This window comes from Azospirillum melinis, from assembly GCF_013340935.1.
GTDB classification, from domain to species: Bacteria; Pseudomonadota; Alphaproteobacteria; order Azospirillales; family Azospirillaceae; genus Azospirillum; species Azospirillum melinis.
In genome coordinates this window covers 149426-175223 of the sequence record NZ_WHOS01000005.1, presented here as the reverse complement: position 1 = coordinate 175223, position 25798 = coordinate 149426, and the positions used below count along the sequence as shown (strand labels likewise).

The following is a 25798-nucleotide window of genomic DNA, read 5'->3' as shown; positions in this document are numbered from 1 at the left end:
GGCCGGCTATCCGCCGGCCAGTTCATCGAGCCGTTGCCGTGCAAGCCGCAGCGGCACGCTCCAGTCCTTTGGTGCCTGCTGGCGGCATAGTGTGACGGTCGGATACCAGGGGGTGTCCGTCCGGTCGCGCAGCCAGCGCCATTCGGCGGCATAGGGCAGCAATGCGCAGGTCGGGCGCCCCAGCGCCCCGGCCAGATGCACGGTGACGTTGTCGATGCAGACCACAAGGTCGACGGCGGCAACCGCCGCGGCCAACCCGTCCAGATCGCTCCAGGGATCGAGACCGGGCAGCCCGCCGATGTCGATGCCCTCCGCCGTCAAGGCGGCGATCTCCTGCGTCCAGTCGCCATATTGCAGCACCACGATGCGAACGCCGGGCCGGTGGAGCGCATGCGCCAGCACGCGCAACGGAATGTTGCGGCTGCGCCCATGCTTGGGGTTGGTCGTGTGCCAGGCGATGCCGACCGCCAGCGTGCCGACCGGAATCGCCGCACGGAAACCCGAAACCCTGGCCGGATCGGCCAGCAGATAGGGCGCGGCGGAAAGCGGTACGCCCTTGGCGTCCGCCAGCAGGCGCGGCAGGCTGCCTGCCGGGATTTGCGCGGCAATCGGGGGGCGGTCCGGGGCGGCCGCCTCGGTCCGCGTCAGGTCTGGATCGGGAGGCCAGCCACGCGCGACCACCTCCACCTCCGGCAGCGAGCGCGCGAACAGCGGAACCAGCCGCGGCTCGCATTCCAACACACAGCTGACACCCGCCCGGACCAGCAGCGGAAGCAGACTGGCGAACTGGATTTCGTCGCCGATCCCCTGTTCGCCCCAGATCAGCAGACGGTTCCCACCCAGCGGCCGGCCCATCCAGGCCGGTTGCGGGAACCGGCCGGCGGCGAACAGCCAGGGCTGCACGGTCCAGCGGTCTTCCCAGGCCGCCCACCCCTCTTCGAATCGGCCGAGGGTCAGCAGGGCTAGGGCACGGAGCAGCCGGGATTCCCCCAGGTCGGGAGCGAGCGCCAGCACCGCTTGCGTGTTCGCCAGGGCCTCTTCCGGATGGCCCGCGAGCAGCAGCGCGTCACCCAGATTGCTGCGGATGCCGATCTCGTCCGGCTGCAATGCCGCCGCCCGGCGCTGGCCGGCCAGCGCGGTTTCCAGATCGCCCTGCCCCTTCAGGACATTCGAACGGTTGTTCCACAGCTCCGCTGCCGCCGGATCGACCGCAAGGCCGGACTCGTAGGCCCGGCGCGCCTCCGTCAATCGTCCTGCCTCCTTGTGCAGCCTGCCCAGCCCGTTCCAGATGCCGTGATGCAGCGGGTCGAGGATCAGGGCACGCCGGAGCGTCCGTACCGCCTCACCGTCGGGAGCCTGCCGGCCCAACGGCAGAAGATACTCCCCCAACAGCCGCAGCATCTCGGCGGCATCGGGGGCCAGCAGCAGGGCGATGCGGCGCTCCGCTGCCGCCGCCGCACCCTGCCTGTTGGCAGCCAGCGCCACCGCGAGGTTGCAGCGCAGCTCGATGGAAAGCGGTTGCAGCCCGGTCGCGACACGGAGCGCCTTCGCGGCCTCGCCGGGGCGGCCCGCCTTCAAGGACCGCATCGCAAAATCGTTGAGCTGGACGAGCCGGGTGGGGTCCAGGGTGGCGGCCTGGACCATCGAGTCCAGCGCCTCGTCCAGCCGGCCCAGCGCCTCGAGCAGGCCGGCGAGGTTGGTATGGAAATCCGGCTGCGCCCCATCGCCGGCGATTGCCTGCCGGATCAGGGCGCAGCCCTCCTCCAGCCTGCCGCTCTGCCCCAGCAGGATGCCCCGCAGGTGGAGCGCCATGACATGGCCGGGAAGCGCGTCCAGAATCTGACGATAGATGGCATCCGCCTCGTCAAGGCGCCGGTCCTGATGAAGGTCGAAGGCGATGAGCAGAGCTTCCTGGATCGTCGCCATGACCGTTCCGTCCTTCCCTTATCCGCGCCCTTTTCCGCGAGGCCGATCCGGAGACCATCACGCCGCGCCGGCAAAGCTCCAGCGCAGGGTCTCGCCGCTGCGGAAGGGCAGCACGGCGTCGCCCTCGCTGACCAGGATCAGATCGGGGGCGACTGACGGACGGCGTTCCAGCGCCACCCGCTCCTCACTGACCGGCAGGTTGTAGAAGCGCGGACCGTTCAGGCTGGCGAAGGCCTCCAGCCTGTCGAGCGCGCCGGCCTCGTCGAACGCCTCGGCATAGAGTTCCAGCGCGTTGGCGGCGGTGAAGCAGCCGGCGCAGCCGCAGGCGGCCTCCTTGGCGGTCACCGTGTGCGGGGCGGTGTCGGTGCCGAGGAAGAACGGCCCCTCGCCGCTCGTCGCCGCCTCGACCAGAGCCACCCGGTGGGTCTCGCGCTTGGCGATCGGCAGGCAGTAGAGGTGCGGACGGATGCCGCCCTGGAAGATGTGGCTGCGGTTGATCAGCAGATGGTGCGCGGTGATGGTGGCGGCGATCCGGCCGCTGGCGGCATGGGCCCGCACGAACTGCACGGCGTCGGCCGTCGTCACATGCTCCAGCACGACGCGCAGGCTCGGATGACGCTCCAGCAGCGGGGCCAGGATGGTGTCGATGAACACCGCCTCGCGGTCGAAGATGTCGACCGACTGATCGGTCACCTCGCCATGGATCAGCAGCGGCATGCCGATGTCCGCCATGCGCTCCAGCACCGGGGCGATGCGGGCGATGTCGGTGACGCCATGGGCGCTGTTGGTGGTGGCGTTGGCGGGATAGAGCTTGGCGGCGGCGAAAACCCCGTCCCTGAAGCCCTGCGCCAGATCGTCGGCGTCGGTGCCGTCGGTCAGGTAGGCGGTCATCAGCGGGGTGAAGGCGACGCCATCCGGCAGGGCCGCCAGGATGCGCTCGCGGTAGGCCACGGCATCGGCGGCCGTCGCCACCGGCGGCTTCAGGTTCGGCATGACGATGGCGCGGCCGAACTGGCGGGCGGTGAAGGGCAGAACCGCCTTCAGCATGGCGCCGTCGCGCAGGTGGACATGCCAGTCGTCGGGACGGCGGATGACAAGACGGTCGTTCGGCATGGATCGGGTCCCGGTGCTGGTGTCGAGGGGCGGTGAGCTTGGACGACGTTCTATCGCCATCGCCGCGGCATCTCAACAGAGGCGGTCCCCCAAAACTGGAAACGCAGACTGGAAGCACAGAGTGAAGCCGGCAGCCCCCCGCCGGCCGGCGTTGGCGGGGGGCTGGCCGTCTTGGCCCGGACCTTACTGGATGGTGGTCGAGGTCTTCAGACCGAGGATGCCGTCGATCTTCGCGGCCTGCTCCGCGGTCACCGGCTTGCCGCCGATGCCGGCGAGCTGCTGCCGGGCGTCGGCCACCGCCTTGTCGCGGGCGGCGCTGTCCTTCAGCGCATGGGCGGCCAGCATCTGCTCGTGGTACTTGCCGAGCTGGACGAGCAGCTGGTCGGTCGGCTTGGCGCCCAGTTCCTTGGCGACGGCATCGGCCTGGGTCTTGGTCACTTCGGCCTTCGGGGTGGCCGCGACCTGCTCATGCTTGGTCGTGCCCGCCTCGGTCTTGCCGGCATCCGCCTTGGTGGCGTCGGCCTTCGGAGCCTCGGTCTTGGTGGCCTCGCTCTTGGTGACAGCCTTCTGATCGGCCTTCTGGTCGAGCTTCGGAGCCGTCGTGGTGGAGTCGGTCGTCGCGGCGGGGGCCGGCGTTGCCGGAGCGGCCGGTGCGACCGTTGCCGCACCCGCGCTCAGCACGGGAGCCGTCGCCAGCAGGGCGACAAACGCAAAGGTCGAAACGGACGAGCGGATACGCGACCCAAAGACGGTGCCGGACATTTGGTTTCTCCATTTCGGTGAGCGATCCTCGTTGCGGGATCGTGCTTAGATGAACGTGGCCCCGCTGCCGTTCATTCCACGCCCTTCCAAAAAATTTTCGAGGAGCCTGAAAATTTTTCCCCGCCTTTTTTGGCCGCAGGTGACGGGGCCGGCGAAAGGGGCTAGAAAACCCACGCTTTTCCTATCCAAGCGCGGACCTTCTCCGATGAGCCTGATCACGCCCCGCACCCCGCCCGGAACGATGGAGCTGCTGCCGCGCCAGCAGGTGGCCTTCCAGCGCATGCTGGACACCATCCGCCGCGGCTATGAGCGGTTCGGCTTCGTCCCCGTCGAAACCCCGGTGTTCGAGACGGTGGATACGCTGCTGACCAAGTCGGGCGGCGAGACGGAGAAGCAGGTCTATTTCGTCCAGTCGACCGGCGCCATCCAGCAGGGCAACAAGCCGGAGCTGGCGCTGCGCTTCGACCTGACCGTGCCGCTCGCCCGTTATGTGGCGGAGCATGAGCGCGACCTCGCCTTCCCGTTCCGCCGCTACCAGATCCAGCGGGTCTACCGCGGCGAGCGGGCGCAGCGCGGGCGCTTCCGCGAATTCTACCAGTGCGACATCGACGTGATCGGCAAGGACAGCCTGTCCGCCCATTACGACGCCGAGATCCCGGCGGTGATCCACCATGTCTTCACCGAGCTGAATTTCGGCGGCTTCACCATCAACGTGAACAACCGCAAGATCCTGCTGGGCCTGCTCGACGGTCTGGGCGTCGCCGACGCCGACACCCGCGTCCTGGTGCTGCGCGAGATCGACAAGCTGGACAAGATCGGCCGCGACAAGGTGCGCGCGAGCCTGCTGGGCCTCGGCGTGACCGAGCATGCGGCCGACACCATCCTGTCGCTGATCGCCATGAAGGGCACCAACGCCGAGACGCTGGCGGCGCTGGGCGCGCTCGACATCGAGACTGCCCTCTTCCGCGAAGGCGTCGGCGAGCTGACCACCGTCATCGAGGGGTTGAAGGCCTTCCAGGTGCCGGAGGGAACGGTGCGCATCAACCTCGCCATCGCGCGGGGCCTCGACTACTACACCGGCACCGTCTACGAGACCTTCCTGAACGACCATCCCGGCATCGGCTCGGTCTGCTCCGGCGGGCGCTACGAGAATCTCGCCAGCCACTACACCAAGTCGAAGCTGCCGGGCGTCGGCATCTCCATCGGCGCCACCCGCCTGTTCTACCAGTTGATGGAGGCCGGCATCATCAAGGACGCCACCCCCACCGCCCAGGTGCTGGTGACGCAGATGGACCCGGCCCTGTCCGCCGATTATTTCCGCATGGCCAGCGAGCTGCGCGCCGCCGGCATCAACACCGAAATCCAGCTGGACGGCGGCAAGATCGCCAAACAGATGAAGTATGCCGACCGCGCCGGCATCCCGGTCGTCCTGCTGATGGGCTCCGACGAGAAGGCCCGCGGCACCGCGACCCTGAAGCATCTGGTCAAGGGCGAGCAGGTCGAGGTTCCGCTGACGGAGCTGGCAGCCCGCACGAAGACGCTGCTGGAGGGGTAAGAGGACGAGCGGGCGACGCTACACGTCGCCCGCCAACTTCCCGGCGGAACTTCAGAAGCCAGCCAGCCCGTAATCCGCCCAACAGTTGGGCGTCTCCCACACACGGATCCGTGCCAGCTCCGACACCCCATCGCTGCGCTCGGCGACGCGGGCGGCCAGCCGATTGAACCAATGTTCCGCCAGCTGTTCGGCAGTGGGCGGCACCGGCAGCACATAAAGCTTGGTGCCCAGCCGGCAGTCCGTGGAGGCGGCAAACCCCTCCTGCGCCACCGCCTCGCGCAAGGCGGCGATCCAGGCGTCGGCGGCGGTCCCATCCTCCGGCGCGAACATCCGCAACAGCTCCGCGTCGGCAGCCTGGGCGATGAAGCCGTGATCGCAAGGATCGTCGATCACCGCCATCATCTCCTCCTTGAGGAAGCCGAAATCGAGTGCCATGCCGCTCTGCTCGCCATGGTCATGCAGGCGGACGGCGCGGCAGGATGCCTCGATCTCGTAGCGGTGCCCGTGGATGTGACGGCATTTGGAACCATGCGTCATGATGCGGTGCCCGGCATCGATGCCGATCCGCCGGGTGACCAGAAAGCCGCTCACGGGATCCCCATCAGTTTGTGAGTCTGCAACCCCAGCCGCCAGCGCGGATGGGAGCGGCACCAGGACAGGCAGGCGGCCAGCGCTTCGGCCGCCGCCGGACCATCCATCGGCTGCAGAATGAAGTGCCGGAAGTCGAGTGCCTCCAACGCGGCAAGCTCCAGGCCGGGCTGCGGCCAGACCACCTTCAGTTCGTCGCCGGCCGCCAGCGTCAACGGAGCGCTGGCCTTGGGGCTGACGCAAATCCAATCGAGACCGGCAGGCGCCGGCTGCGTGCCGTTGGTTTCCACCGCGATCTCGAAACCGCGGGCATGGAGCGCCTCGACCAGCGCGCCGTCGAGTTGCAGCAGCGGCTCGCCGCCGGTGCAGACGACATAACGCCGGACATCGTCGACAGGGGCAACCGCCTCCCGCCAGCAATCCTCGACCGCCTGCGCCAGCGCATCGGCGGTGGCGAAGCGTCCACCACCCGGCCCATCCATCCCGACGAAATCGGTGTCGCAGAAACGGCAGACCGCATCGCCACGGTCCTCCTCGCGCCCGCTCCACAGATTGCAGCCGGAGAATCGGCAGAACACGGCGGCACGACCCGCCTGCGCGCCCTCCCCCTGCAGGGTGTGGAAGATCTCCTTGACTGCGTAACTCACCACTCGCTCCTCGACACCGAAGTGTGCGGTATAACACTGTCGCCGAGCCGGGCGACGACACAAATCCTGGGGACACAAATCTCGGCGGCGCAGAGCTTAAATGCGTTGTTAACCATGATCGCCTTACCGTCCGCCCTACACCGGCCGGGTGGGTCGGGCGACAGGGGGTGCGCATCCGAGATGGCAAAGGGGTGGATGCAGGTTGGGCGTTGGGCAAGGCGAGGGGCGGTCGCCGCGACGCTGGCGACCACCGTGGCCGCTGCCGGCTATGCCGGCTGGCAGGAGATGCAGACCTCGCGCCTCCAGGCCCGGCTGCTCTCCGGCGTCGCCCAGTCTATGACCGTCAGCTTGCGCGAAGGCCCCAATCCGCAGGCACGCCATCCCAGGCATGGGCCGTACAACGAGCGGCTCGGCTACACCGCCCTGCCCGGCCAGCTCGACGCGCTGACCCATGATGTCTACGCAATCGAGCAGCAGGCGGTGCTGTCGCCGGCGCTCGACCGCTTCATGGCCGGCGGCGGCTTTCCGATCTACCGCGAGAAGACGCAGGCCGGGCTGACCCTGCTCGACCGCAACGGCGCGGTCATGTATTCGGCGCGCTATCCCGAACGGGTGTTCGACGGTTTCGACGATGTGCCGAAGCTGGTCGCCGACACGCTGCTGTTCATCGAGAACCGCGAACTTCTGGACGAGGACCAGCCGCGCCGCAACCCGGCGGTGGAATGGGACCGCTTCGGCGCCGCCATCGCCATGCTGCCGATCCAGATGATCCGGCCGGGCCAGCGCTCCCCCGGCGGCTCGACCCTCGCCACCCAGATCGAGAAATACCGCCATTCGCCCGACGGCCAGACCACCGGCAGCGTCGAGAAGCTGCGCCAGATGACCTCGGCCAGCGTCCGCGCCTACAGCGACGGCGAGGACACGACCCAGGCCCGCCGCCGCATCCTGGTCGACTACCTGAACTCCACCCCGCTGACCGCACGCTCGGGCTTCGGCGAGGTGAACGGGCTGGGCGACGGGCTGTGGGCCTGGTTCGGCACCGACCTCACCATCGCCAAGCGCGTCCTCAGCGACCCCGCAGGCGACCCGCGCACCCTGAAGCTGAAGGCGCTGGCCTACAAGCAGGTGCTGGCCCTGCTGCTGGCCCAGCGGCGGCCTTCCCATTACCTGATCCAGGACCGCGCCGCTCTCGACCGGCTGGCCGACGCCCATCTGCGCGCCCTGGCCCAGGCCGGAACGATCGATCCCGCCCTGCGCGACGCGGCACTCGCCACCCCGCTGGTCTTCCGCGAGGAGGCGCCGGCCAGCCCCGCCACCTCCTATGTCGAGCAGAAGGCGACCAACGCCATCCGCGCCCGGCTGCTCGGCATGCTCGGCGTCTCCAACCTCTACGCGCTCGACCGGCTCGACCTGACCGCGCAATCCACCCTGGACGCCGAAACCCAGGCCCGCGTGGTGGAGGTGCTGGGCAGGCTGAACGACCCCGACTATGCCCGCTCGCTCGGGCTGACCGGCGAACGTCTGCTCGACGCCCGCAACAACGACCTGTCGAAGCTGGTCTATTCGATCACCCTCTACGAGCGCGGCCCCGAGGCCAACTACCTGCGCGTCCAGGCCGACAACCTCGACCAGCCGCTGGACATCAATGACGGGGCGAAGCTGGACCTCGGTTCCACCGCCAAGCTGCGCACGCTGACCACATATCTGCAGATCGTGGCGGAACTGCACAGCCGCTACGCCCATCTGCCGAAGGAGCTGCTGGGCGATGTCGAGGACGAGGCGTCGGACAACCTGACCCGCTGGGCAACCTCCTGGCTGGCCTCGGCCTCCGACCGCCGGCTGCCCGCCATGCTGGATGCGGCGATGGAGCGGCGCTATTCCGCCAGCCCTGGCGAGGTCTTCTTCACCGGCGGCGGCCAACACAGCTTCGTCAACTTCAACAAGGACGACAACGGTCGCATCCTGACCGTGCAGGAGGCGCTGCGGAACAGCGTCAACCTGCCCTTCATCCGGCTGATGCGCGACGTCGTCCAGTTCTACATGGACGAGGGGGCGGACGACGGCGCCGACATCCTGCGCACTCCCGACCATCCGGCCCGGCAGGCCTATCTCGCCCGCTTCGCCGACCGCGAGGGCACGGACTTCCTCAACCGCTTCTACAACGAATACCGCAAGCGCACCCCGGACGAGGCTCTGGCCCGGCTGGCGACCCGCTCGCGCCCGGTGCCGCACCGGCTGGCGGTGATCTTCCGCACCGTGCGGCCCAAGGCCGGGCTGGCGGAGTTCTCCAGCTTCCTGCGCGGCCGGCTGCCGGGAAAGGCGCTGTCCGACACCGAGCTGTCGGCGCTCTATTCCAAATACGGGCCGGACCGCTTCCCGCTGAACGATCTGGGATATCTCGCCCGCGTCCATCCGCTGGAGCTGTGGCTGGTCGCCTACCTCCAGCAGCATCCCGACGCCAAGCGGGCCGAGGTTCTGGCCGCCAGCGCCGACGAGCGCCAGGAGAGCTATCGCTGGCTGTTCAAGAAGGGCATGGCCGCCCAGAACACCCGCATCCGCATCGGGCTGGAGGAGGAAGCGTTCCAGCGCATCACCGCCCAGTGGCGCAGCGTCGGCTATCCGTTCGAAACGCTGGTGCCGTCGCTGGCGACCGCCATCGGCAGCTCGGCCGACCGCCCGGCGGCGCTGGCGGAGCTGATGGGGCTGATCCTGAACGACGGGGTGCGCCAGCCGACGGTGAAGATCCGCTCGCTGCATTTCGCCGCCGGCACGCCCTATGAGGCGAAGCTGGGGCTCGGGCCCTTGCAGGGCGAGCGCGTTCTACGGCCGGAGGTCTGCGCCACCCTGCGCCGCGCCCTGATGGATGTGGCGCAGAACGGCACCGCCAAGCGCGTCTGGGGCTCCTTCAAGGATCCGGCCGGCGCGCCGATCCCAATGGGCGGCAAGACCGGCACCGGTGACCACCGGCTGGATCGCTGGGGACCGGGCGGCGTGCTGATCGAATCGAAGGCGGTCAACCGCACCGCCACCTTCGTCTTCTACATCGGCGACCGCTTCTTCGGCACCATGACCGCCTTCGTCCATGGGCCGGAGGCCGACAATTACCGCTTCACCAGCGCCCTGCCCGCCCAGCTGCTGAAGAGCCTCGCCCCGGCGCTCCAGCCGCTGATCGACCAGGGCACCACGAGGACCGCCGACACGCGCCCAACCCCGACGGGGCTGTGAGGTCGGGATCATCGTAAACGGTTGCAATTCGGGAAGTATCTTCCGTAAAAGTATACATAACCCGCAGATAACAGTCTTTCGCATGCATCGCGGCGGGACCTGCGCCTTCCCGTAGAAGTCCCCCCCGTCCGGCTGGCCGGAATGCGGTCTGTGGTTCGGATCCCGCTTACGGAGGCCCCCGCCAATGGCGCCACGGTTACCGCTGCATGCCCACCATATGGGCCTGAGCCCGGTCGATTCTCCCGATCTTTCCGCCGCGCGGAGCCTTCCGGGCGGTACCGGCACCCCGATGGATCACCGGCTCCAGCTTCGCATCGTCAACCGCGACTCCCATGCCCGCCGCCATACCCGCTCGGCGCAGGACGGTGTGGCCGCAACACCGGCTGTAGACGAAGAGGTGCCGGTCATCGCCCGTGTCACCTCGCCGGACGACTGGGCAGCCCTTCCCGGCGTCAAATCCGCCAACACCATCGGCAAGGCGGCCGACGGGTCTTGGATCGTCACCGGCCGCCTGCATGCCGATCAGGTCGAGGCGGTTCACGCCCATGCCGTGGTGCTCAGCCTGAAGGCGGCGCAGCCGACCCATTCGGCACTGAACGCCACCATTTCCGAGATGGGGCTGGGCACACTCGCAGTGCCGGGATCGCCCGACCCCACAGTGCCGGGCCTGCTGCCGCCCTGGGTCCAGCATGCGCACCGGGATGGCGAGGGCGTCATCGTCGGCGTGGTCGATTTCGGCTGCGACTACATGCACCGGAACTTCCGGCAGGCCGACGGGCGCACGCGCCTGCTGGCGGTGTGGGACCAGTCCGGCACGCCCAATTCGCCCTTCCCCTACGGCGCGCTCTATACGCCCGAGCAGATCGACGCGGCGCTCGCCACCGACGATCCCTACGAATCTCTCGGCTACGCCCCCGCCAAGGACGACCCCAACAAGCCCCTGGAGAACGGCACCCACGGCACCCATGTCATGGACATCGCCGCGGGCAACGGGCTGGGGTCGAAGCAGCCGGGCGTGGCGCCGAAGGCGTCGCTGATCTTCGTCGATGCCAAGCTTCCCACCCCGGTCAACTCGCCCGACCAGCTGAACCACACGCTGGGCAGCACCGTCCAGCTGCTGGAGGCGGTCAACTACATCTTCAACGCCGCCGGCAACCGCCCTTGCGTGGTCAATCTCAGCCTGGGCACCAATGGCGGTCCGCATGACGGCACCTCCCTGGTCGAACAGGGGCTGGACGCCATGGTCAATGCGGCTCCCTACCGGGCCGTGGTGATCGCCGCCGGCAATTCCCAGCAGAGCGGAACCCACACCAGCGGCACCGTCCCGGCGAGCGGCGCGTGTTCCATCGGCTTGGGCATCCCCACGCTCAGCATCGCCGGCTACGAGACCACGTCCGCCGGCTGCGAGGTGGAGCTGTGGTATCCCGGCCGGCGGCGCCTGTCGGTGACGCTGGTCGCCCCCGACGGCACCGAGATCGGCCCGGTCGATCCGAACGGCTCGTTGCCCTACGGAATTCCCGGCAAACCGCCGGCGGTCTTCATCGTCAACCGGTTGGACGACCCCAACAACCACGACAACGTGATCGGCATCTGGGTCGCCATGGGGGCGCCGAAGGGGGAATGGACCATCCGGCTCCGGGCGCTGGACGACGGCCCTGTCGACTATCATGCCTGGATCGAGCGGTTGGACGCCGGTCAGGCGCAGTTCCTCCAGCCGGTCGCCTCCCATATGCTGGGCTCGATCTCGACCGGCCATTCGACGATCATCGTCGGGTCGCACGATGCCCACTCCACCGGTACACCCATCTCCTTCTTCTCCAGCGCCGGCCCGACCCGCGACGGGCGGCAGAAGCCGGACCTGTCCGCCCCCGGACACCGCGTCAAGGCGGCGTGGTCGCGGACGGTGACCGGCGTGGTCGAGAAGTACGGAACCAGCATGGCCGCCCCGGCGGTGACCGGACTGATCGCGCTGATCTATGCCCGGTCGATCCGCAAGGGCCTGCCGATGGACAATGCGGCGCTGCGCGAGCGCCTGCTCCGCATGGTCCGCCGCGATCCGCCCGATGGAGCGGACTGGGATCCGCAGCACGGCCACGGCCGGGCGTCGGCCGCAGCCATCCTGGAGGAGCTGGACCACGACTCCGCCCGCAATCCGGACTTCGACGAGTGGCATGCCGCCCAGGGTCAGGGCCGGGTCCAAGACTGAACTGGCAAGTTGAGCCGGCAATCCGCAATCGCCGCGCCCTTGCCCTGACGGGGGGTCGGGCTCATCATCGCTGAGACGCGGAGGGCGGTTCCACCCCCGCCCCGCTCCGCCCCTTCCCTATGGATGGCCGGCATGCCGATTGACCTCGCCTCGCTCAGGAAGCTGGAAAGCCCCTCCCCGTCGATGCTGGCCCAGCCGTTGGACGACGCCCAGCGCGTCGCGGTGATCGTCCGCCTGCATGCGAACGCCACCGCACCCGACTGTCTGTCCAGCGGCAGGCCGATCGCCCCGGGCATCGTCACCGCCGAGATCGCCGCGGCCGACCTTGCCGGGCTGGAGGCCGATCCGGCCGTGCGCTCCATCGCCCTGTCGCGCCCGCTCCAGCCTTCTTGATGCCAGCCTTCTTGACGATAATTTCACCCGCTCCGCTCCGCCGTGGCAGACTGGCGGTGACGGTTGGGGCGGGTCGAGGGATGGAACGGTGAACAGCCGGCGGCGCGATGTTTCAAATGTTCCATTCCGCGCGGACCTTGACGTGCTTCGCCATTTGCCGTATGCACGCCGCGCACGCGTCGGCACCCCTGGAGGCCGGCGCCCTTTTCGTTTTGGAGCATCGTCATGACCAAGATCATTCCGCTCGGCGCTGAGACGCGCGAACGGGCCGGCAAGGGGACCGCCCGCCAGACCCGCCGTGATGGCCGTATTCCGGCCGTCATCTACGGTGGTAAGCAGGCTCCTGTCACCATTTCGCTCGAGAAGTTCGAGTTCACCCGCGTCCTGCATCAGCCGGGCTTCTTCACGCACCTGTTCGACGTCACCGTCGACGGCTCTGCCCATCGCGTCCTGCCGCGCGACGTGCAGTTCCACCCGGTGACCGACGTCCCGCTGCATGTCGACTTCCTGCGCGTTTCGTCCGACACCCGCATCAACGTGCAGGTTCCGGTCGAGTTCGCCGACCAGGACAAGTCGGCCGGCCTGAAGCGCGGCGGTGTGCTGAACATCGTCCGTCACGAGCTGGAGCTGAGCTGCCCGGCCGACAACATCCCCGAGCACATCACCATCTCGTGCGAAGGCTTCGATGTCGGCGACTCGATCCACATCTCCGCGGTCAAGCTGCCGGAGGGTGTGACCTCGACGATCACCGACCGCGATTTCACCATCGCGACCATCGTTGCGCCGTCGGGCCTGAAGTCGGAAGAGGGCGCCGCTGCCTGATCGGGAGCGTTCGACCTTTGATGATGGTTACGGTGGGGGGCTTCGGCCCCCCGCTTCGTTTGTGGAGCCTGGTTTCCGGGAAAGGGTGAGGGACATGCTGCTTCTGGTCGGATTGGGCAACCCCGGCAACGAGTATGCCCGCAACCGCCACAACATCGGCTTCATGGCGGTGGAGACCATCGCCCAACGCCACCGCTTCACCCCATGGAAGAAGCGGTTCCAGGGCCAGACCGCCGAGGGCACAATCGCCGGCGACAAGGTGCTGGCGCTGGAGCCCGCCACCTTCATGAACCTGTCCGGCCAGTCGGTGGTGGCCGCCCTCCAGTTCTACAAGCTGAAGCCCGAGAACGTTGTCGTCATCCATGACGAGCTGGACCTGCCCCCCGGCAAGATCCGGGTGAAGAAGGGCGGCGGCCATGGCGGCCACAACGGCCTGCGCTCCATCGATGCGCACATCGGCAAGGAATACTGGCGCGTCCGGCTCGGCATCGGCCATCCCGGCAACAAGGATCTGGTCAGCGGCTACGTCCTGCACGACTTCGCCAAGGCCGACCAGAGCTGGATCGACCCGCTGCTCGACGCCGTCTCCGACAATCTTCCGCTGATCGTGGACGGCCAGCCGGAGCTGTTCATGAACAAGGTGACGGTGGCGACGCAGGGCAAATAGGCCCCTGCCGGGCCTTGCCGGTTCCCGCCCTCCCCCACTTCGCGTTTGCGCTTTGGTCCCCATCGTAGGATAAAGCGCGTCAATTCCAGCATTTCCGACGGCGAGCACCCAACCATGGGCTTCAATTGCGGCATCGTCGGCCTGCCGAACGTCGGCAAGTCGACCCTTTTCAACGCCCTGACCGCCACCCAGGCGGCCGAGGCGGCGAATTTCCCCTTCTGCACCAAGGAGCCGAACGTCGGCCGCGTCAGCGTCCCCGACCCGCGGCAGGACAAGCTGGCCGAGATCGCCAAGTCGCAGAAGGTCATCCCGACCCAGTTGGAGTTCGTGGACATCGCCGGCCTGATCCGCGGGGCGTCGAAGGGGGAAGGGCTGGGCAACCAGTTCCTCGCCAACATCCGCGAGGTGGACGCCATCGTCCATGTGCTGCGCTGCTTCGAGGACGACGACATCACCCATGTCGAGGGCAACGTCGATCCGCTGCGCGATGCCGAGGTGGTCGAGACCGAGCTGATGCTCGCCGACATGGAAAGCCTTGAGCGCCAGCTGACCAGCCTGCAGAAGAAGGCCAAGGGCGGCGACAAGGACAGCAAGATCAAGGCTGACCTGATGGAGCGCGCCCTGAAGGTGCTGCAGGACGGCAAGCCCGCCCGCGTGGTCGAGGTGTCCGAGGAAGAGAAGCCGGTGTTCAAGCAGTTCATGCTGCTGACGTCCAAGCCGGTGCTCTATGTCTGCAACGTGGAAGAGGCATCCGCCGCCACCGGCAACAGCTTCTCGGCCAAGGTCGCCGAGAAGGCCAAGGCCGAGAATGCCGAGGTCGTCGTCATCTCCGCCGCCATCGAGTCCGAGGTCGCCCAGCTGTCCGACCCGGCCGAGAAGGCCGAGTTCCTCGAGTCGATGGGGCTGGAGGAAACCGGCCTGAACAAGCTGATCCGCGCCGGCTTCAAGCTCTTGGACCTGATCACCTTCTTCACCGTCGGTCCGAAGGAGACGCGGGCCTGGACCGTGCGCCGCCACGCCAAGGCTCCGGAAGCCGCCGGCGTCATCCACACCGATTTCGAACGCGGCTTCATCCGCGCCGAAACCATCGACTACACCAGCTACGTCACGCTGGGCGGCGAGCAGGGGGCGAAGGACGCCGGCAAGATGCGCCAGGAAGGCAAGGAGTACGTCGTCCAGGACGGCGACATCTTCCACTTCCGCTTCAACGTCTGAGGTGATGGGGCGGCGTCGTCGCCCCACACTCCACCTACGCTGTCACCCAACTGTCATATTGTCGTAACAATCCGCGCACCCTACCCTTCAGTTAGGGGTGCTGCCTGACCGCATCCCCGATCCGACAGAGGGGGTGCGATGCAGGCGACACGGGTGCTGCTGGAACTCGCCGGAAATGTCGTGCTGCTCCTGTGGGGGCTGCACATGGTGCAGAGCGGTCTGACCCGCGCGCTGGGCGGCGATCTGCGCCGCATCCTCGGAGCGGGGTTGCGCAATCGCTGGACCGCCTTCCTGTCCGGCATGGGCATCACCATGCTGCTGCAGAGCAGCACCGCGACCGGCTTGATGACGACGGGCTTCACTGCCACCGGGCTGGTGTCGCTGATGCCGGCGCTGGCGGTGATGCTGGGTGCCAATGTCGGCTCCACCCTGATCGTTCAAATCCTCGCCTTCGACGTCGCCCATGTGGCACCGGTCCTGCTGCTCGGCGGCTTCATCGCCTTCCGCCGCGGAGCCCGCACGCGCAGCCGCGACCTGGGGCGGGTCGCCATCGGGCTTGGCCTGATGCTGCTGTCGCTGCACCTGCTGCTGGCGACCATCGCCCCGGCGGAGAACGCACCGATGCTGCGGCGGATGCTGGCGATGCTGACCGCCGATCCGGTGGTGGCGGTGATGCTGGCGGCGCTGCTGTCCTGGGCCGCCCATTCCAGCGTCGCCGCCATCCTGCTGATCGCCTCGCTGGCCGGCGGCGGGGTGATCGGTCCGGAAGCCGCAATCGCCATGGTCGCCGGTGCCAATCTGGGAAGCGCCGTCAATCCGGTGATCGAGGGGCCCGGCGGTGATGGCCGCAACCCGGCGGCCCGGCGGCTGCCGGTCGGCAACCTGATCAATCGCCTCGTCGGCTGCCTCATCGTCGTGCCGCTGCTGGGGCCGATCACCGCCGGCCTGCAAGCGGTGTCGCCGGACGCCACCCGGCTGGCCGCCAACTTCCACCTCGCCTTCAATCTGGCGATGGCCGGGCTGTTCATCGGTCCGCTGCCCTGGTTCGCGCGGGCGCTGACCCGGATGTTCCCGGAGCGGGTGGCGTTCGCCGACCCGGCGATGCCGCTCTATCTCGACCGCAGCGCGCTGCGCATCCCCCACCTCGCCATCGCCAATGCCTCGCGCGAGGCGTTGCGCATGGCCGACACGGTGGACGGCATGCTGCGCGGCGCCTTGGACGTGATCCAGACCGACGACCGCAAGCGGGTGCAGGAAATCCGCCGGATGGACGACGTGCTGGACCGCCTGCACGAGGCGATCAAAGGCTACCTCACCCAGATCAATGTCGAGGACCTGGACGAAAGCGACGCCAGCCGGATGTCGGACGTGCTGACCTTCACCATCAACCTCGAGCATGTCGGCGACATCGTCGACTGCAATCTGATGGAGACGGCCTCGAAGAAGATCCGGCGCAAGCTGCGCTTTTCCACCGAGGGGGCGGCCGAGATCGCCGGCATGCTGGAAAGGCTGAGCGAAACCCAGCGACTGGCCGCCGCCGTCTTCGTATCGCGCGATGTCCGCTCCGCCCGCGCTCTGATCCATGAAAAGGAGGTGATCCGCGATCTGGAGACCAGCGCCACCGAGGCGCATTTCGCCCGCCTGCGCGCCGGCCGCAAGGAAAGCGTGGAGACCAGCGCGCTCCACCTCGACATCCTGCGCGACCTGCGCCGGATCAACGCCCATCTGGTTGCCGCCGCCTATCCAGTGCTCGATCAATCGGGTGAGCTGCTGCCCAGTCGCCTCAAAAGGGGAGCAGCCCGGGCGTAAGTGTTCACGTCCCATAGAATAGCTGCGCCGCCTGAGCTTCGACCTTTTCTTGTCACCAGCGCAGCAACGTTAACACTTTCGTAACCATATAAAATTCGTCAAGCTCTTTCGCGACATGGTTAACAAACCCCTCCTGTGGTTGTTATGGCAGCGAACCCCAAGGGGGTTTTGAAGAGCCAAGGAATGGTTGTCGAGAGGGAGCGGACGGTGGCGAACACGCACGCGACGTCGAACGGACCCGCGAACGGACCCGGCACACAGGGGATATCCGACGCCGGATTCGCCGCGCGGGTGCGCGACGCCATCGACCGGCAGGAGTTGTCGCTGGTCTTCCAGCCCCAGGCCGATGTCGTCACCAACCGCCTGACCGGGTTCGAGGCGCTGTCGCGCTGGCGCCTGTCCGACGGCACCATGCTGCCCCCCGATGTCTTCGTGCCGATGGCCGAGCAGGGGGAGGCGATCCACCTGCTCGGCGAATGGACCCTGCGGACGGCCTGTGTCGCGGCGACCGGCTGGCTGCGCGCCGGCTATCCCGACATTCCGGTGTCGGTCAACCTGTCGGCGCGCCAGCTCGACGATCCGGGACTGGTGCTCAAGGTGCTGGGCATCCTGGCCGAGACCGGCCTGCCCGCCGCCAACCTGAAGCTGGAGCTGACCGAAACCAGCATGTTCAGCCAAACGGCCGAGGCGCGCGAGGCGCTGCTGCGGTTGCGGGGCGCCGGGATCAGGCTGGTGCTGGACGATTTCGGCACCGGCTGGTCTTCGCTGGCGACCCTGCGCCGGGTGCCGGTGGAGGCGCTGAAGATCGACAAGCAGTTCGTCCAGGCGATGGTGGAGGACCGTGACGCCGCCGCCATCGTCCAGGCGGTGGTGGCGCTGGCCCACGCGCTGGAACTGGGCGTGGTGGCGGAGGGGGTGGAGACGCCGGAACAACGGCTCTACCTGCAAGCCTACCGCTGCGATGTTTTGCAGGGATATTGGCTGTCGCGCCCGCTGACCGCCGACGGGGTGGACGATTTCCTTGCCGAGCGCAGCGCGATCCTGCCACCTATCGGGTCGGGGGGCTCTGCCGCTGGGCAGCAGACATCAGGATGACCCGGCGGGTTTCGTCCCACTCCGTCAGTTCTCCGGCCTCATCGGCGGTCGCCCAGCAGGCCTCCAGCGCATCGTCGGCGCAGAGCGGCTCGCCTTCCGCACTCTCCGCCGCCACCTCGACAAGTGTGTAATGGTAGTGGACGCGCCCTTCGGCATCGGGGGTGATGGCGTCCACCACGGTGACGATCCCGGTCGGCACCACCTCCAGCCCGGTCTCCTCCCGCACCTCGCGCACCGCGGTCTCGAACACAGTTTCGCCAACCGACTGCGCCCCGCCCGGCAGGCTCCACTGCCCCATCCGCGGCGCCTTGCCCCGCCTGATCAGCAGCACCTTGTCGCCGCGCCAGACGACGGCCCCGACGCCGACCCAGGGGCGGTCGGGATATTCGCGGCTGGAACGGTCGGGCGGGGTGGTGGACATGAACGGCTCCCTATCGATGTCTTGACCCGAAGGGTAGCGCGGTCCGACACTGGTACACCAGACGCGATGACGCAGTGCCGCGTCCTGCCAGCGCGCACCCCACCCGACCTTATGGCCGCCCCATGAAGCTCAACGAGATCCGCACCTTCATCGCCGTTGCCGATGCGCAGTCGGTGCAGGAGGCCGGCAACCGGCTGGGGCTGACGCAGTCCGCCGTGTCGCGGCTGATCCAACGGCTGGAGGCGGAGCTTGGCGTCGTGCTGTTCGACAGGCAGACCAAGCCGCTGGCGCTGACCCGCGACGGCGAACTGGCGCTGGCCCATGCACGGCGCATCCTGGCGGCGGCCAGCGACTTCGCCGACGCTTTCGCCGGATCGGCCGAACCGCGCGGGCTGCTGCGGCTCGGCATGGCCCATGTGCTGACCGCGCTGGCCACCGGACGGCCGCTGGACGAGCTGCGCGCCGGCTTTCCCGGCCTGACCCTGCGGCTGCATTCGGATTGGAGCAACCCGCTGATCGAGCAGGTTCGCGCCGGCACGCTGGACGGCGCAGTGATCCTGCTGTGCGAGGAACAGGCGCCCCCCGACGACCTGCCGGTCCGCCGGATCGGCACCGAACCGGTCAACATCATCGCCTCTTCCGATGACGCATCCAGCGATCTCGTCGCCATGAACCGGCACGGCTGGGTGCTGCAGCCGAACGGCTGCCGCTACCGCGAGGCGTTGCATCAGGCGTTGGCGCCGCTCGGCTTGCAGCCGAACGTGACGGTGGAGGCCTATGACCAGAGCCTGCTGGTGTCGCTGGTGACCCGCGGCGTCGGCTTCGGCCTGGCACCGATGGGGCTGATCGCGCCGATCCCCGATGCAGCGGCGGTGCGCCCGCTCGACCTTCCCAACTTCCGGATGTCGGTGACGATCTGGCTGATCCAGTCGCGGACGGCCGGACGCATCGCCTCGGTCTTCGACCGGCTGGAGGAAGCGCTTCGGCGGGAACTGGCGGCCGGACGCCTGCCCGAATGCACAGCAGCGAAGCATGCGATGGACGAGCATCCCTTCCTGCATTCCGCTGCGGAATGACCTGATTGCCGATTATGAATTTGCCGAACTGTTGAGGCCCGCCTATCGTCGCAGGCAGAGCAGTTCCATAACACCGGCGCGCAGCGACACCCCGCAGCGGCGCCCGGATCCGGGAGGATGCCTTGACCACCGTTACCCCTGCACCGGCGCCCTCCTGGAGGACGCCCGCACTCGTCGTTGTCTGCGGCTGCCTGATCTCGATGCTGGCCTTCGGACCCCGGTCCAGCATGGGCCTGTTCATCGGCCCGCTTTCGGAAACCCGCGGCTGGGGCCGCGACGTCTTCGCGCTGGCGATGGCGATCCAGAACATCCTGTGGGGCGCCGGCGGCCCCTTCGCCGGGGCGCTGACCGACCGCTACGGTCCGGCCCCTGTGCTGGCCGGCGGCGGGATTCTCTATGCCGCCGGGCTGGCGCTGATGCCCTATGCCACCACCAGCGTCGAGCTGTACCTGACCGCCGGCGTGCTGATCGGGCTCGGCCTGTCCGGTGCCTCCTTCGGCATCATCATCGCCGGTTTCACCCGGCTGCTGCCGCCGGAACAGCGCAGCTGGTCGGTCGGCATCGCCACCGCCGCCGGATCGATGGGCCAGTTCCTGTTCGCTCCGATGGGTCAGGCTTTTATCGCCGGCTTCGGTTGGCAGACCGCCTTGCTCCTGCTGGCCGCCTCGATGATCACGGTGCCGCTGCTGGCCGGTGTCTTCCCTGGCCCGAAGGGCATGACGGCGAGCGGCACCCCGGCGGTAACCGGCGCCAACATCGGCTACATCGCCGCGGTGCGTCAGGCCTTCCAGCACCGCAGCTATGTGCTGCTGGTCGCCGGCTTCTTCGTCTGCGGCTTCCAACTGGCCTTCATCACCACCCACCTGCCGCCTTACCTCACCGCCGCCGGCATCAGCCCGACGCTGGCCGCCTGGGCGCTGGCGCTGATCGGCCTGTTCAACGTCATCGGCTCCTACGCCTCCGGCATCCTGGCGGGCAAGGTCAGCAAGCGCTACCTGCTGTGCGCCAACTATTTCTCGCGCGGCATCGCGACGGCGGTCTTCATCCTGCTGCCGATCTCGTCGGTCACGGTCATCGCCTATGCTGCGGTGATGGGCCTGCTGTGGTTGTCCACCGTGCCGCCAACCTCCGGTCTCGTTGCGCTGATGTTCGGCACCCGCTACATGGGCACCCTCTACGGCTTCGCCTTCTTCAGCCATCAGGTCGGCGGCTTCCTGGGCGTCTGGCTCGGCGGCGTGCTGTATGAGCGGACGGGGTCCTACGACGTCGTGTGGTGGCTGGGCGTGGCGCTGGCGATGTTCGCGACCATCGTCCACTGGCCGATCGCCGAGAAGCCCGCCCCGTCGCTGGCGGCGGCCGAGGCAAAGGCGTAAGATATCCAACCATGAGCGACAGCCCTGTCCCTTCCTCCGCTGCATTTCCCATCCGCCACGGCTTGGCCGTGGCGCTGTTGGGCGGCATCCTGCTGGTTTGGGCCGGATTGATGGGGCTGTCGCTGCAACGTGCCGCGCTGCCCGACACGACCGACGGCATGATGCTGGCTGTCTTCTCACCCGGCACCAGCGATGCCGAGGCGATGGCGGCGATGGTGCGGGCCGGGGGAGAGCCGGTGCGGTCCACCTGGCTCGGATTCGCCTGGGTCGCCCGCGGGGTTGAACCCGGATTCGTCGGCCGGCTGAAGGCGGAGGGCGCGCTGGCGGCCTTCGGCGAGCTTCCGGTCGGCCCGACGCTGGGCGGCTGCACCGCCACCCCGGTCGATACGGCCAAGATCGCTGCGACCCGCTTGCAATAGCTCCCTTCTTTCCACCCTGTGGGCAGCTTGGGCCTCACCAACGGTGGACGCGCGTGCCTTGCGGTGTCATAGTGCGGCCCGCATTCGACCAGCCCCGTTTCCGCGGGGCCAGACTCCGGAATTCGTGAGCGACGATGAGCGAGCCGATCTCCCTGTTCACCAAACTGGCGAACATTCACATCCGTTACGTCACGTGGCGTCGGGGCGCCAAGGTCGGCAGCGACCGCTTCGGCAACGTCTATTACCGCAACAAGGACACCAAGCCCGGCACGCGCGAGCGCCGCTGGGTCCTGTATGCGGGTGAGCCCGACGCCTCGAAGATCCCGCCGGAATGGCACGGGTGGCTGCACCACACCACCAAGGAGCCGCTGCCCGAGGGGTCGAGCGCCTACCACAAGCCGTGGCAGAAGGAACATCTGCCCAACATGTCGGGCTCGGTCCAGGCCTACCGTCCGCCCGGCCATGTGCTGGCCGGCGGGCGGCGCGTGCCGGCCACCGGCGATTACGAGCCCTGGACTCCGAGCTGATCCCACACCGGGACCGACCATCGGGTCGGAACGGAAAGCGGAGCGGAAAGCCCGGCCCCATGCGGGCCGGGTTTCGATTCGGGAATTCGCAGCAGGATAGCTCTATGCGCCGGAATGTGATTGAGACCGTGCTTGGCGGCGTCGTGCTCGCCGTGGCCGCCGTGTTCCTTGCCTTCGCCTATAAAAGTGCGGACCTGCGCAAGGTGCAGGGCTATGACGTCACCGCCAACTTCAACAGCATCACCGGCCTGCAGAGCGGCGCCGACGTGCGGATCAGCGGCGTGAAGGTCGGCACGGTCACCGGACTGACGCTCGATCCCACCACCTATCAGGCGGTGGTCCACCTGTCGGTCGACAATTCGGTGAAGCTGCCGAAGGACACCGCAGCGGTCATCGCCTCGGAAAGCCTTCTGGGCGGCAAGTTCCTGTCGCTGGAGCCGGGCGGCGATCCTGACGCCATCAAGCCGAACGGCAAGATCGAATTCACCCAGAGCACGCCGGGCCTGGAACAGCTGCTGGGTCAGGTCATCTTCTCGCTCCAGAGCATGAGCAAGTCGGGCGATCAGGCCAACGGCCAGCAGGGTCAGGCCCCCGGACAGCCGCCGGCCCAGCCGCCGAAGCTGTAATCTCCAACCCAGGACGTGGCCGGAACCGACGGCCGCGCCCAAGCGTTCCTTCTTCAGTCCGGACGGACCTTGCCGCCGGACCAAGAAGCAGGAGGAACGCGATGCGTCTGTTCCATTCGGCCGCCCTCGGCCTGGCTCTGGCGACCGCCGCCTGCGGCGCCAACATGGAAGAGAAGTCGGCCAGCGGCGGTCTTGGCGGTGCCGCGGCAGGAGCCGTGGTCGGCGGGCCGGTGGGCGCCGTAGTCGGAGCGGCCGCAGGCGCCGGCGCCGGTGCGGCGACCCAGAAGATCGAAGACCGCAACGCCACGCAGAGCGGGTCCGGCGCCACCTACAGTGCGCCGGCGTCGCGCAGCACCGTCACGCGCTGACCCGCAATTTCCACACACCGTACACCGGCGTCCCCGCCACTGGACCCCACCACTAGACGGTGACCCCGCTTCCGGGATAGAAGGCGGAGCGCCCCGGCAGAGTTCCCGCTGACAGGCTGGGCCTTGCCATGGGGTGTCGTCCGCAATTACGGAAGCGATCCGACGTGACGATACTTTCTAGTTATCTCCGGCCCAATCTTCTTCGGCCCACCGCCGGCCTGCTGGGTGCCGTGGCGCTGCTGGCATCCGTGGCCGTTCAGGCCGCTCCGGTGCCGAGCCAGATGATCGAGCGGCCGGCGGCCAAGCTGCAATGGCTGGACAAGGTGACCGCCCGCACCTCCACCTTCACCATGAAGGTCGGGGAGACCAAAGCGATGAGCAGCCTGCGCATCACCCTGCGCGCCTGCCGCGAAAATCCGCCGATCGAAACGCCGGAATCCGCCGCCTTCCTGGAAGTGACGGAGCTCAAGCCCGGCGAGCAGGCGGAACAGGTCTTCAGCGGCTGGATGTTCGCCTCGAGCCCCGCCCTGTCGGCGATGGAGAACCCGATCTACGACGTGTGGGTTCTGGGCTGCGAACAATGAGGAAGTGGGGAGGTCCGGGCCGATTGCCCCCTCCCCAGATCTCCGTTGCCTGACCCTGCTTACTCGGCCACCGCCGCGATGGGATTGCCCAGCGCCTTGTCCAGATAATCGTCCACCTGGGTCGCCAGATCGTCGGTGCGGTTGACGAAGAAGTGACTGGCGCCGGGAACGACGCGGTGGTCGATCCGGATGTCCTTCTGGTGCGACAGCTTGGTCACCAGCTTGGTCACCGCGGCCTGGGGCACCACCTCGTCCTTGTCGCCATGGATGATCAGGCCCGAGGACGGGCACGGCGCCAGGAACGAGAAGTCGAACAGGTTGGCGGGCGGCGAGACCGACACGAAACCGTCGATCTCCGGGCGGCGCATCAGCAGCTGCATGCCGATCCAGGCGCCGAACGACACGCCGCCGATCCAGCAGAGCGGAGCGTTGGGGTTGTAGGTCTGCAACCAATCCAGCGCCGCCGCCGCATCGGCCAGTTCGCCCTCCCCCTTGTCATAAGTGCCCTGGCTGCGCCCGACGCCGCGGAAGTTGAAGCGGAGCGCCGAATAGCCGCGCTTGGTAAACGACTGGAACAGGGTGAAAACCACCTTGTTGTTCATCGTCCCATTGTGCTGCGGGTGCGGGTGCAACAGCAGCGCGACCGGGGCGTTCGGCTGCTTGCCGTGGGTGTAACGGCCTTCCAGGCGACCGGCGGGACCGTTGAAGAGCACTTCAGGCATGGGAACGACGTTCCTGACGCGGACAAAGGGTTGTTGGAACCGCCGCGGCGACCGGCCGGACTTTCATCCGGCAAACCGCCCCGGCGCACGGGCCGTCCGGCCCGTCACGGATTTTCCCGTCTTGGAGTGGGGTTTTCCGCACACAATTCTTGACCGTTTTGCTTGGTCATCATATATGCGTCGTAACGTCCTCCGGGACAACCCGCCTGACCCGCCCGATCGGCTCCAGCGCTAGCCGGACCCATCGATAAGTCCGGGTCCCTACCGGTCGGAACCGTCGAGGTTCCGGACCGGAAGGTCCTGAACCGCAAGGGTCCGACAGGCCGAAACCGGGCACGGGCGGCCGATGAGAGCGGCGGACTATACCACGGCGGGTGATGGCGTGTTCAAGCATCTTCGCGAAGAGATCGATGGGATCATGGCGCGCGATCCCGCCGCGCGGTCCCGGCTCGAGGTCGCGCTCTGCTACCCCGGCTTGCACGCGATCATTCTCCACCGCATCGCCCGGCGTGCCCGCGACGCCGGATTGCACACCACCGCCCGCCTGATCTCCCAGGTCGCCCGGTCGCTGACCGGCATCGAAATCCATCCCGGCGCCACCATCGGCCGCCGCTTCTTCATCGACCACGGCATGGGTGTCGTGATCGGCGAGACGGCGGAGATCGGCGACGACGTCATGCTCTATCATGGAGTGACGCTGGGCGGCACCTCGCTCAATCCCGGCAAGCGCCACCCGACGCTGGGCGACGGCGTCATCGTCGGCGCCGGCGCCAAGATCCTGGGTGCCATCACCATCGGCCGCGGGGCGCGCATCGGCGCGAATGCGGTGGTGGTGGCCGACGTGCCGGCCGACACCGCGGTTGTCGGTATCCCGGCGAAGCCGGTGGTGGCGCGCGACCGCGCCGAAACCCGCAAATTCATGCCCTACGGCACACCCTGCGGCGACATCCCCGACCCGGTGGCCCGCGCGCTGACCGGCCTGCTCGACCAGATGACGGCGTTGCAGGCCCGTGTCGGTGAGCTGGAAGCGGATCGTCCGCCCGCTGCCCTCCCCCGTTCAACACCCACACCGCTAGAGACGGTGGCGTCCCACGCAAACGGGATGCACGAAGCGCAAGGAGAATCGCGATGAGACTCAGCACCAAGGGACGCTATGCCGTGATGGCGATGGTCGATCTGGCCGCCACCAGCCAGGGCAGCCCGGTCGCGCTGGCCGACATCGCGGAGCGGCAGGAGATTTCCCTGTCCTATCTGGAGCAGCTGTTCGCCAAGCTGCGCAAGGGCGGTCTGGTCAAGAGCGTGCGCGGCCCCGGTGGCGGCTATCTGCTTGCCCATCCGGCCGATGCGACCCGGGTGTCCGACATCATCCTGGCGGTGGACGAGCCGATCCGCACCACCCGCTGCGCCAACGGCACGCCGCAGGGTTGCCGTACCAACCGCTCGCGCTGCCTGACCCACGATTTGTGGGAAGAGCTGGGCAACCAGATCCATATGTATCTCAGCTCGGTCACCGTCGCCGATGTGGTGGAACGGCGGATCATCGGCACCAGCGGCCTGAACCTGCTGCGCCCGGCCCCGGCTGCCGACAGCGCCGCCGTCGCCGCTGCCGAGTGATCCGGCGGAGCGAGATTGGCCTTTCACGTTGAGCGTGCCTGAAAA

General features: G+C 67.9%; 25 protein-coding genes. 18 read left to right on the top strand and 7 right to left on the bottom strand.

Annotated features, from left to right (window positions below):
- Positions 1 to 6 precede the first annotated feature (6 nt).
- The 3 genes from GBZ48_RS06480 to GBZ48_RS06470 form a co-directional block, all read right to left on the bottom strand.
- Positions 7 to 1926: a tetratricopeptide repeat protein gene (locus GBZ48_RS06480; RefSeq protein ID WP_174470261.1), complete on the bottom strand. Its 1920-nt coding sequence runs from the start codon at positions 1924 to 1926 to the stop codon at positions 7 to 9.
- Positions 1927 to 1983: 57 nt separating this feature from the next.
- Positions 1984 to 3039 carry a dihydroorotase gene (gene pyrC, locus GBZ48_RS06475; protein ID WP_174470260.1) on the bottom strand — a complete coding sequence of 352 codons (1056 nt, stop codon included), beginning with the start codon at positions 3037 to 3039 and terminating at the stop codon, positions 1984 to 1986.
- 183 nt (positions 3040 to 3222) lie between these two features.
- On the bottom strand, positions 3223 to 3801 hold the full coding sequence (locus GBZ48_RS06470) for a hypothetical protein (RefSeq protein ID WP_174470259.1): 579 nt from the start codon (positions 3799 to 3801) through the stop codon (positions 3223 to 3225).
- Positions 3802 to 4006: 205 nt separating this feature from the next.
- Between GBZ48_RS06470 and hisS the strand changes: the two genes are divergently transcribed.
- Positions 4007 to 5356, top strand: a complete 1350-nt coding sequence (gene hisS, locus GBZ48_RS06465; protein WP_174470258.1) for a histidine--tRNA ligase — start codon at positions 4007 to 4009, stop codon at positions 5354 to 5356.
- Between the two features lie 51 nt (positions 5357 to 5407).
- On the opposite strand, the gene GBZ48_RS06460 is transcribed toward hisS, so the two are convergent.
- Together GBZ48_RS06460 and queE are read right to left on the bottom strand one after the other, a co-directional pair.
- Complete coding sequence (locus GBZ48_RS06460; RefSeq protein ID WP_174470257.1) at positions 5408 to 5947, bottom strand: 6-carboxytetrahydropterin synthase; 540 nt, start codon at positions 5945 to 5947, stop codon at positions 5408 to 5410.
- Positions 5944 to 6591: a 7-carboxy-7-deazaguanine synthase gene (queE, locus tag GBZ48_RS06455; protein ID WP_174470256.1), complete on the bottom strand. Its 648-nt coding sequence runs from the start codon at positions 6589 to 6591 to the stop codon at positions 5944 to 5946. The genes GBZ48_RS06460 and queE overlap by 4 nt, the downstream gene beginning before the upstream one ends.
- Positions 6592 to 6786: 195 nt before the next feature.
- Here queE and GBZ48_RS06450 point away from each other — a divergent pair, with 195 nt between their 5' ends.
- The 8 genes from GBZ48_RS06450 (at position 6787) to GBZ48_RS06415 (ending at position 18023) form a co-directional block, all read left to right on the top strand.
- A complete protein-coding gene (locus tag GBZ48_RS06450) occupies positions 6787 to 9816 on the top strand; it encodes a transglycosylase domain-containing protein (RefSeq protein WP_246307009.1) in 3030 nt (1009 codons plus the stop codon).
- A 184-nt stretch (positions 9817 to 10000) separates the two neighbouring features.
- Positions 10001 to 12022, top strand: coding sequence for a S8 family peptidase (locus GBZ48_RS06445; protein ID WP_174470254.1), 2022 nt, complete (start codon positions 10001 to 10003; stop codon positions 12020 to 12022).
- 132 nt (positions 12023 to 12154) lie between these two features.
- Positions 12155 to 12415, top strand: a complete 261-nt coding sequence (locus GBZ48_RS06440) for a hypothetical protein (RefSeq protein ID WP_174470253.1) — start codon at positions 12155 to 12157, stop codon at positions 12413 to 12415.
- Between the two features lie 225 nt (positions 12416 to 12640).
- Positions 12641 to 13237, top strand: a complete 597-nt coding sequence (locus GBZ48_RS06435) for a 50S ribosomal protein L25/general stress protein Ctc (RefSeq protein ID WP_174470252.1) — start codon at positions 12641 to 12643, stop codon at positions 13235 to 13237.
- Positions 13238 to 13331: 94 nt separating this feature from the next.
- Positions 13332 to 13904 (top strand): aminoacyl-tRNA hydrolase, encoded by a 573-nt coding sequence (pth, locus tag GBZ48_RS06430; RefSeq protein ID WP_174470251.1) that lies wholly within the window; start codon positions 13332 to 13334, stop codon positions 13902 to 13904.
- 114 nt (positions 13905 to 14018) lie between these two features.
- Positions 14019 to 15119, top strand: a complete 1101-nt coding sequence (gene ychF, locus GBZ48_RS06425; RefSeq protein WP_174470250.1) for a redox-regulated ATPase YchF — start codon at positions 14019 to 14021, stop codon at positions 15117 to 15119.
- A 138-nt stretch (positions 15120 to 15257) separates the two neighbouring features.
- Positions 15258 to 16928: a Na/Pi cotransporter family protein gene (locus GBZ48_RS06420; protein WP_174470249.1), complete on the top strand. Its 1671-nt coding sequence runs from the start codon at positions 15258 to 15260 to the stop codon at positions 16926 to 16928.
- 183 nt (positions 16929 to 17111) lie between these two features.
- Positions 17112 to 18023, top strand: coding sequence for an EAL domain-containing protein (locus GBZ48_RS06415; protein WP_109052147.1), 912 nt, complete (start codon positions 17112 to 17114; stop codon positions 18021 to 18023).
- Here GBZ48_RS06415 and GBZ48_RS06410 read toward each other — a convergent pair.
- On the bottom strand, positions 17977 to 18444 hold the full coding sequence (locus GBZ48_RS06410) for an NUDIX hydrolase (protein WP_174470248.1): 468 nt from the start codon (positions 18442 to 18444) through the stop codon (positions 17977 to 17979). The genes GBZ48_RS06415 and GBZ48_RS06410 overlap by 47 nt on opposite strands.
- A gap of 122 nt (positions 18445 to 18566) precedes the next feature.
- On the opposite strand from GBZ48_RS06410, the gene GBZ48_RS06405 reads away from it, so the two are divergent.
- The 7 genes from GBZ48_RS06405 to GBZ48_RS06375 all read left to right on the top strand — a co-directional run bounded on the left by GBZ48_RS06405 (position 18567) and on the right by GBZ48_RS06375 (position 23417).
- Entirely contained in the window at positions 18567 to 19520 is a 954-nt protein-coding gene (locus tag GBZ48_RS06405; RefSeq protein ID WP_174470247.1) for a LysR family transcriptional regulator, read from the top strand.
- Positions 19521 to 19642: 122 nt separating this feature from the next.
- The gene (locus tag GBZ48_RS06400) at positions 19643 to 20893 is read left to right on the top strand and encodes an MFS transporter (protein ID WP_174470246.1); all 1251 of its coding nucleotides are present in this window, start codon (positions 19643 to 19645) and stop codon (positions 20891 to 20893) included.
- Between the two features lie 11 nt (positions 20894 to 20904).
- Positions 20905 to 21312 (top strand): hypothetical protein, encoded by a 408-nt coding sequence (locus GBZ48_RS06395; RefSeq protein ID WP_174470245.1) that lies wholly within the window; start codon positions 20905 to 20907, stop codon positions 21310 to 21312.
- 134 nt (positions 21313 to 21446) lie between these two features.
- On the top strand, positions 21447 to 21839 hold the full coding sequence (locus GBZ48_RS06390; RefSeq protein WP_174470244.1) for an NADH:ubiquinone oxidoreductase subunit NDUFA12: 393 nt from the start codon (positions 21447 to 21449) through the stop codon (positions 21837 to 21839).
- A gap of 104 nt (positions 21840 to 21943) precedes the next feature.
- Positions 21944 to 22465 carry an outer membrane lipid asymmetry maintenance protein MlaD gene (mlaD, locus tag GBZ48_RS06385; RefSeq protein WP_174470243.1) on the top strand — a complete coding sequence of 174 codons (522 nt, stop codon included), beginning with the start codon at positions 21944 to 21946 and terminating at the stop codon, positions 22463 to 22465.
- A 101-nt stretch (positions 22466 to 22566) separates the two neighbouring features.
- Complete coding sequence (locus GBZ48_RS06380; RefSeq protein WP_174470242.1) at positions 22567 to 22833, top strand: hypothetical protein; 267 nt, start codon at positions 22567 to 22569, stop codon at positions 22831 to 22833.
- A 164-nt stretch (positions 22834 to 22997) separates the two neighbouring features.
- Positions 22998 to 23417, top strand: a complete 420-nt coding sequence (locus GBZ48_RS06375; RefSeq protein WP_343049352.1) for a DUF2155 domain-containing protein — start codon at positions 22998 to 23000, stop codon at positions 23415 to 23417.
- A 59-nt stretch (positions 23418 to 23476) separates the two neighbouring features.
- Here GBZ48_RS06375 and GBZ48_RS06370 read toward each other — a convergent pair whose 3' ends face one another.
- Positions 23477 to 24139, bottom strand: coding sequence for an alpha/beta hydrolase (locus GBZ48_RS06370; protein WP_085089866.1), 663 nt, complete (start codon positions 24137 to 24139; stop codon positions 23477 to 23479).
- Between the two features lie 346 nt (positions 24140 to 24485).
- Here GBZ48_RS06370 and epsC point away from each other — a divergent pair, with 346 nt between their 5' ends.
- Entirely contained in the window at positions 24486 to 25271 is a 786-nt protein-coding gene (gene epsC, locus GBZ48_RS06365) for a serine O-acetyltransferase EpsC (protein WP_174470241.1), read from the top strand.
- Entirely contained in the window at positions 25268 to 25753 is a 486-nt protein-coding gene (locus GBZ48_RS06360; protein ID WP_014248224.1) for an Rrf2 family transcriptional regulator, read from the top strand. Before epsC ends, GBZ48_RS06360 begins: the two co-directional genes overlap by 4 nt.
- The last annotated feature ends 45 nt before the right edge of the window (positions 25754 to 25798 follow it).

Coding starts and splice junctions, on each gene's coding strand:
- GBZ48_RS06380 (WP_174470242.1), top strand. CDS start 22,567: ATGCGTCTGTTCCATTCGGCCGCCCTCGGCCTGGCTCTGGCGACCGCC.
- pth (WP_174470251.1), top strand. CDS start 13,332: ATGCTGCTTCTGGTCGGATTGGGCAACCCCGGCAACGAGTATGCCCGC.
- GBZ48_RS06420 (WP_174470249.1), top strand. CDS start 15,258: ATGCAGGCGACACGGGTGCTGCTGGAACTCGCCGGAAATGTCGTGCTG.
- GBZ48_RS06435 (WP_174470252.1), top strand. CDS start 12,641: ATGACCAAGATCATTCCGCTCGGCGCTGAGACGCGCGAACGGGCCGGC.
- GBZ48_RS06360 (WP_014248224.1), top strand. CDS start 25,268: ATGAGACTCAGCACCAAGGGACGCTATGCCGTGATGGCGATGGTCGAT.
- GBZ48_RS06450 (WP_246307009.1), top strand. CDS start 6,787: ATGCAGGTTGGGCGTTGGGCAAGGCGAGGGGCGGTCGCCGCGACGCTG.
- GBZ48_RS06405 (WP_174470247.1), top strand. CDS start 18,567: ATGAAGCTCAACGAGATCCGCACCTTCATCGCCGTTGCCGATGCGCAG.
- GBZ48_RS06470 (WP_174470259.1), bottom strand. CDS start 3,801: ATGTCCGGCACCGTCTTTGGGTCGCGTATCCGCTCGTCCGTTTCGACC.
- pyrC (WP_174470260.1), bottom strand. CDS start 3,039: ATGCCGAACGACCGTCTTGTCATCCGCCGTCCCGACGACTGGCATGTC.
- GBZ48_RS06480 (WP_174470261.1), bottom strand. CDS start 1,926: ATGGCGACGATCCAGGAAGCTCTGCTCATCGCCTTCGACCTTCATCAG.
- ychF (WP_174470250.1), top strand. CDS start 14,019: ATGGGCTTCAATTGCGGCATCGTCGGCCTGCCGAACGTCGGCAAGTCG.
- GBZ48_RS06410 (WP_174470248.1), bottom strand. CDS start 18,444: ATGTCCACCACCCCGCCCGACCGTTCCAGCCGCGAATATCCCGACCGC.
- epsC (WP_174470241.1), top strand. CDS start 24,486: ATGAGAGCGGCGGACTATACCACGGCGGGTGATGGCGTGTTCAAGCAT.
- GBZ48_RS06415 (WP_109052147.1), top strand. CDS start 17,112: ATGGTTGTCGAGAGGGAGCGGACGGTGGCGAACACGCACGCGACGTCG.
- GBZ48_RS06390 (WP_174470244.1), top strand. CDS start 21,447: ATGAGCGAGCCGATCTCCCTGTTCACCAAACTGGCGAACATTCACATC.
- GBZ48_RS06445 (WP_174470254.1), top strand. CDS start 10,001: ATGGCGCCACGGTTACCGCTGCATGCCCACCATATGGGCCTGAGCCCG.
- hisS (WP_174470258.1), top strand. CDS start 4,007: ATGAGCCTGATCACGCCCCGCACCCCGCCCGGAACGATGGAGCTGCTG.
- GBZ48_RS06395 (WP_174470245.1), top strand. CDS start 20,905: ATGAGCGACAGCCCTGTCCCTTCCTCCGCTGCATTTCCCATCCGCCAC.
- GBZ48_RS06370 (WP_085089866.1), bottom strand. CDS start 24,139: ATGCCTGAAGTGCTCTTCAACGGTCCCGCCGGTCGCCTGGAAGGCCGT.
- GBZ48_RS06440 (WP_174470253.1), top strand. CDS start 12,155: ATGCCGATTGACCTCGCCTCGCTCAGGAAGCTGGAAAGCCCCTCCCCG.
- mlaD (WP_174470243.1), top strand. CDS start 21,944: ATGCGCCGGAATGTGATTGAGACCGTGCTTGGCGGCGTCGTGCTCGCC.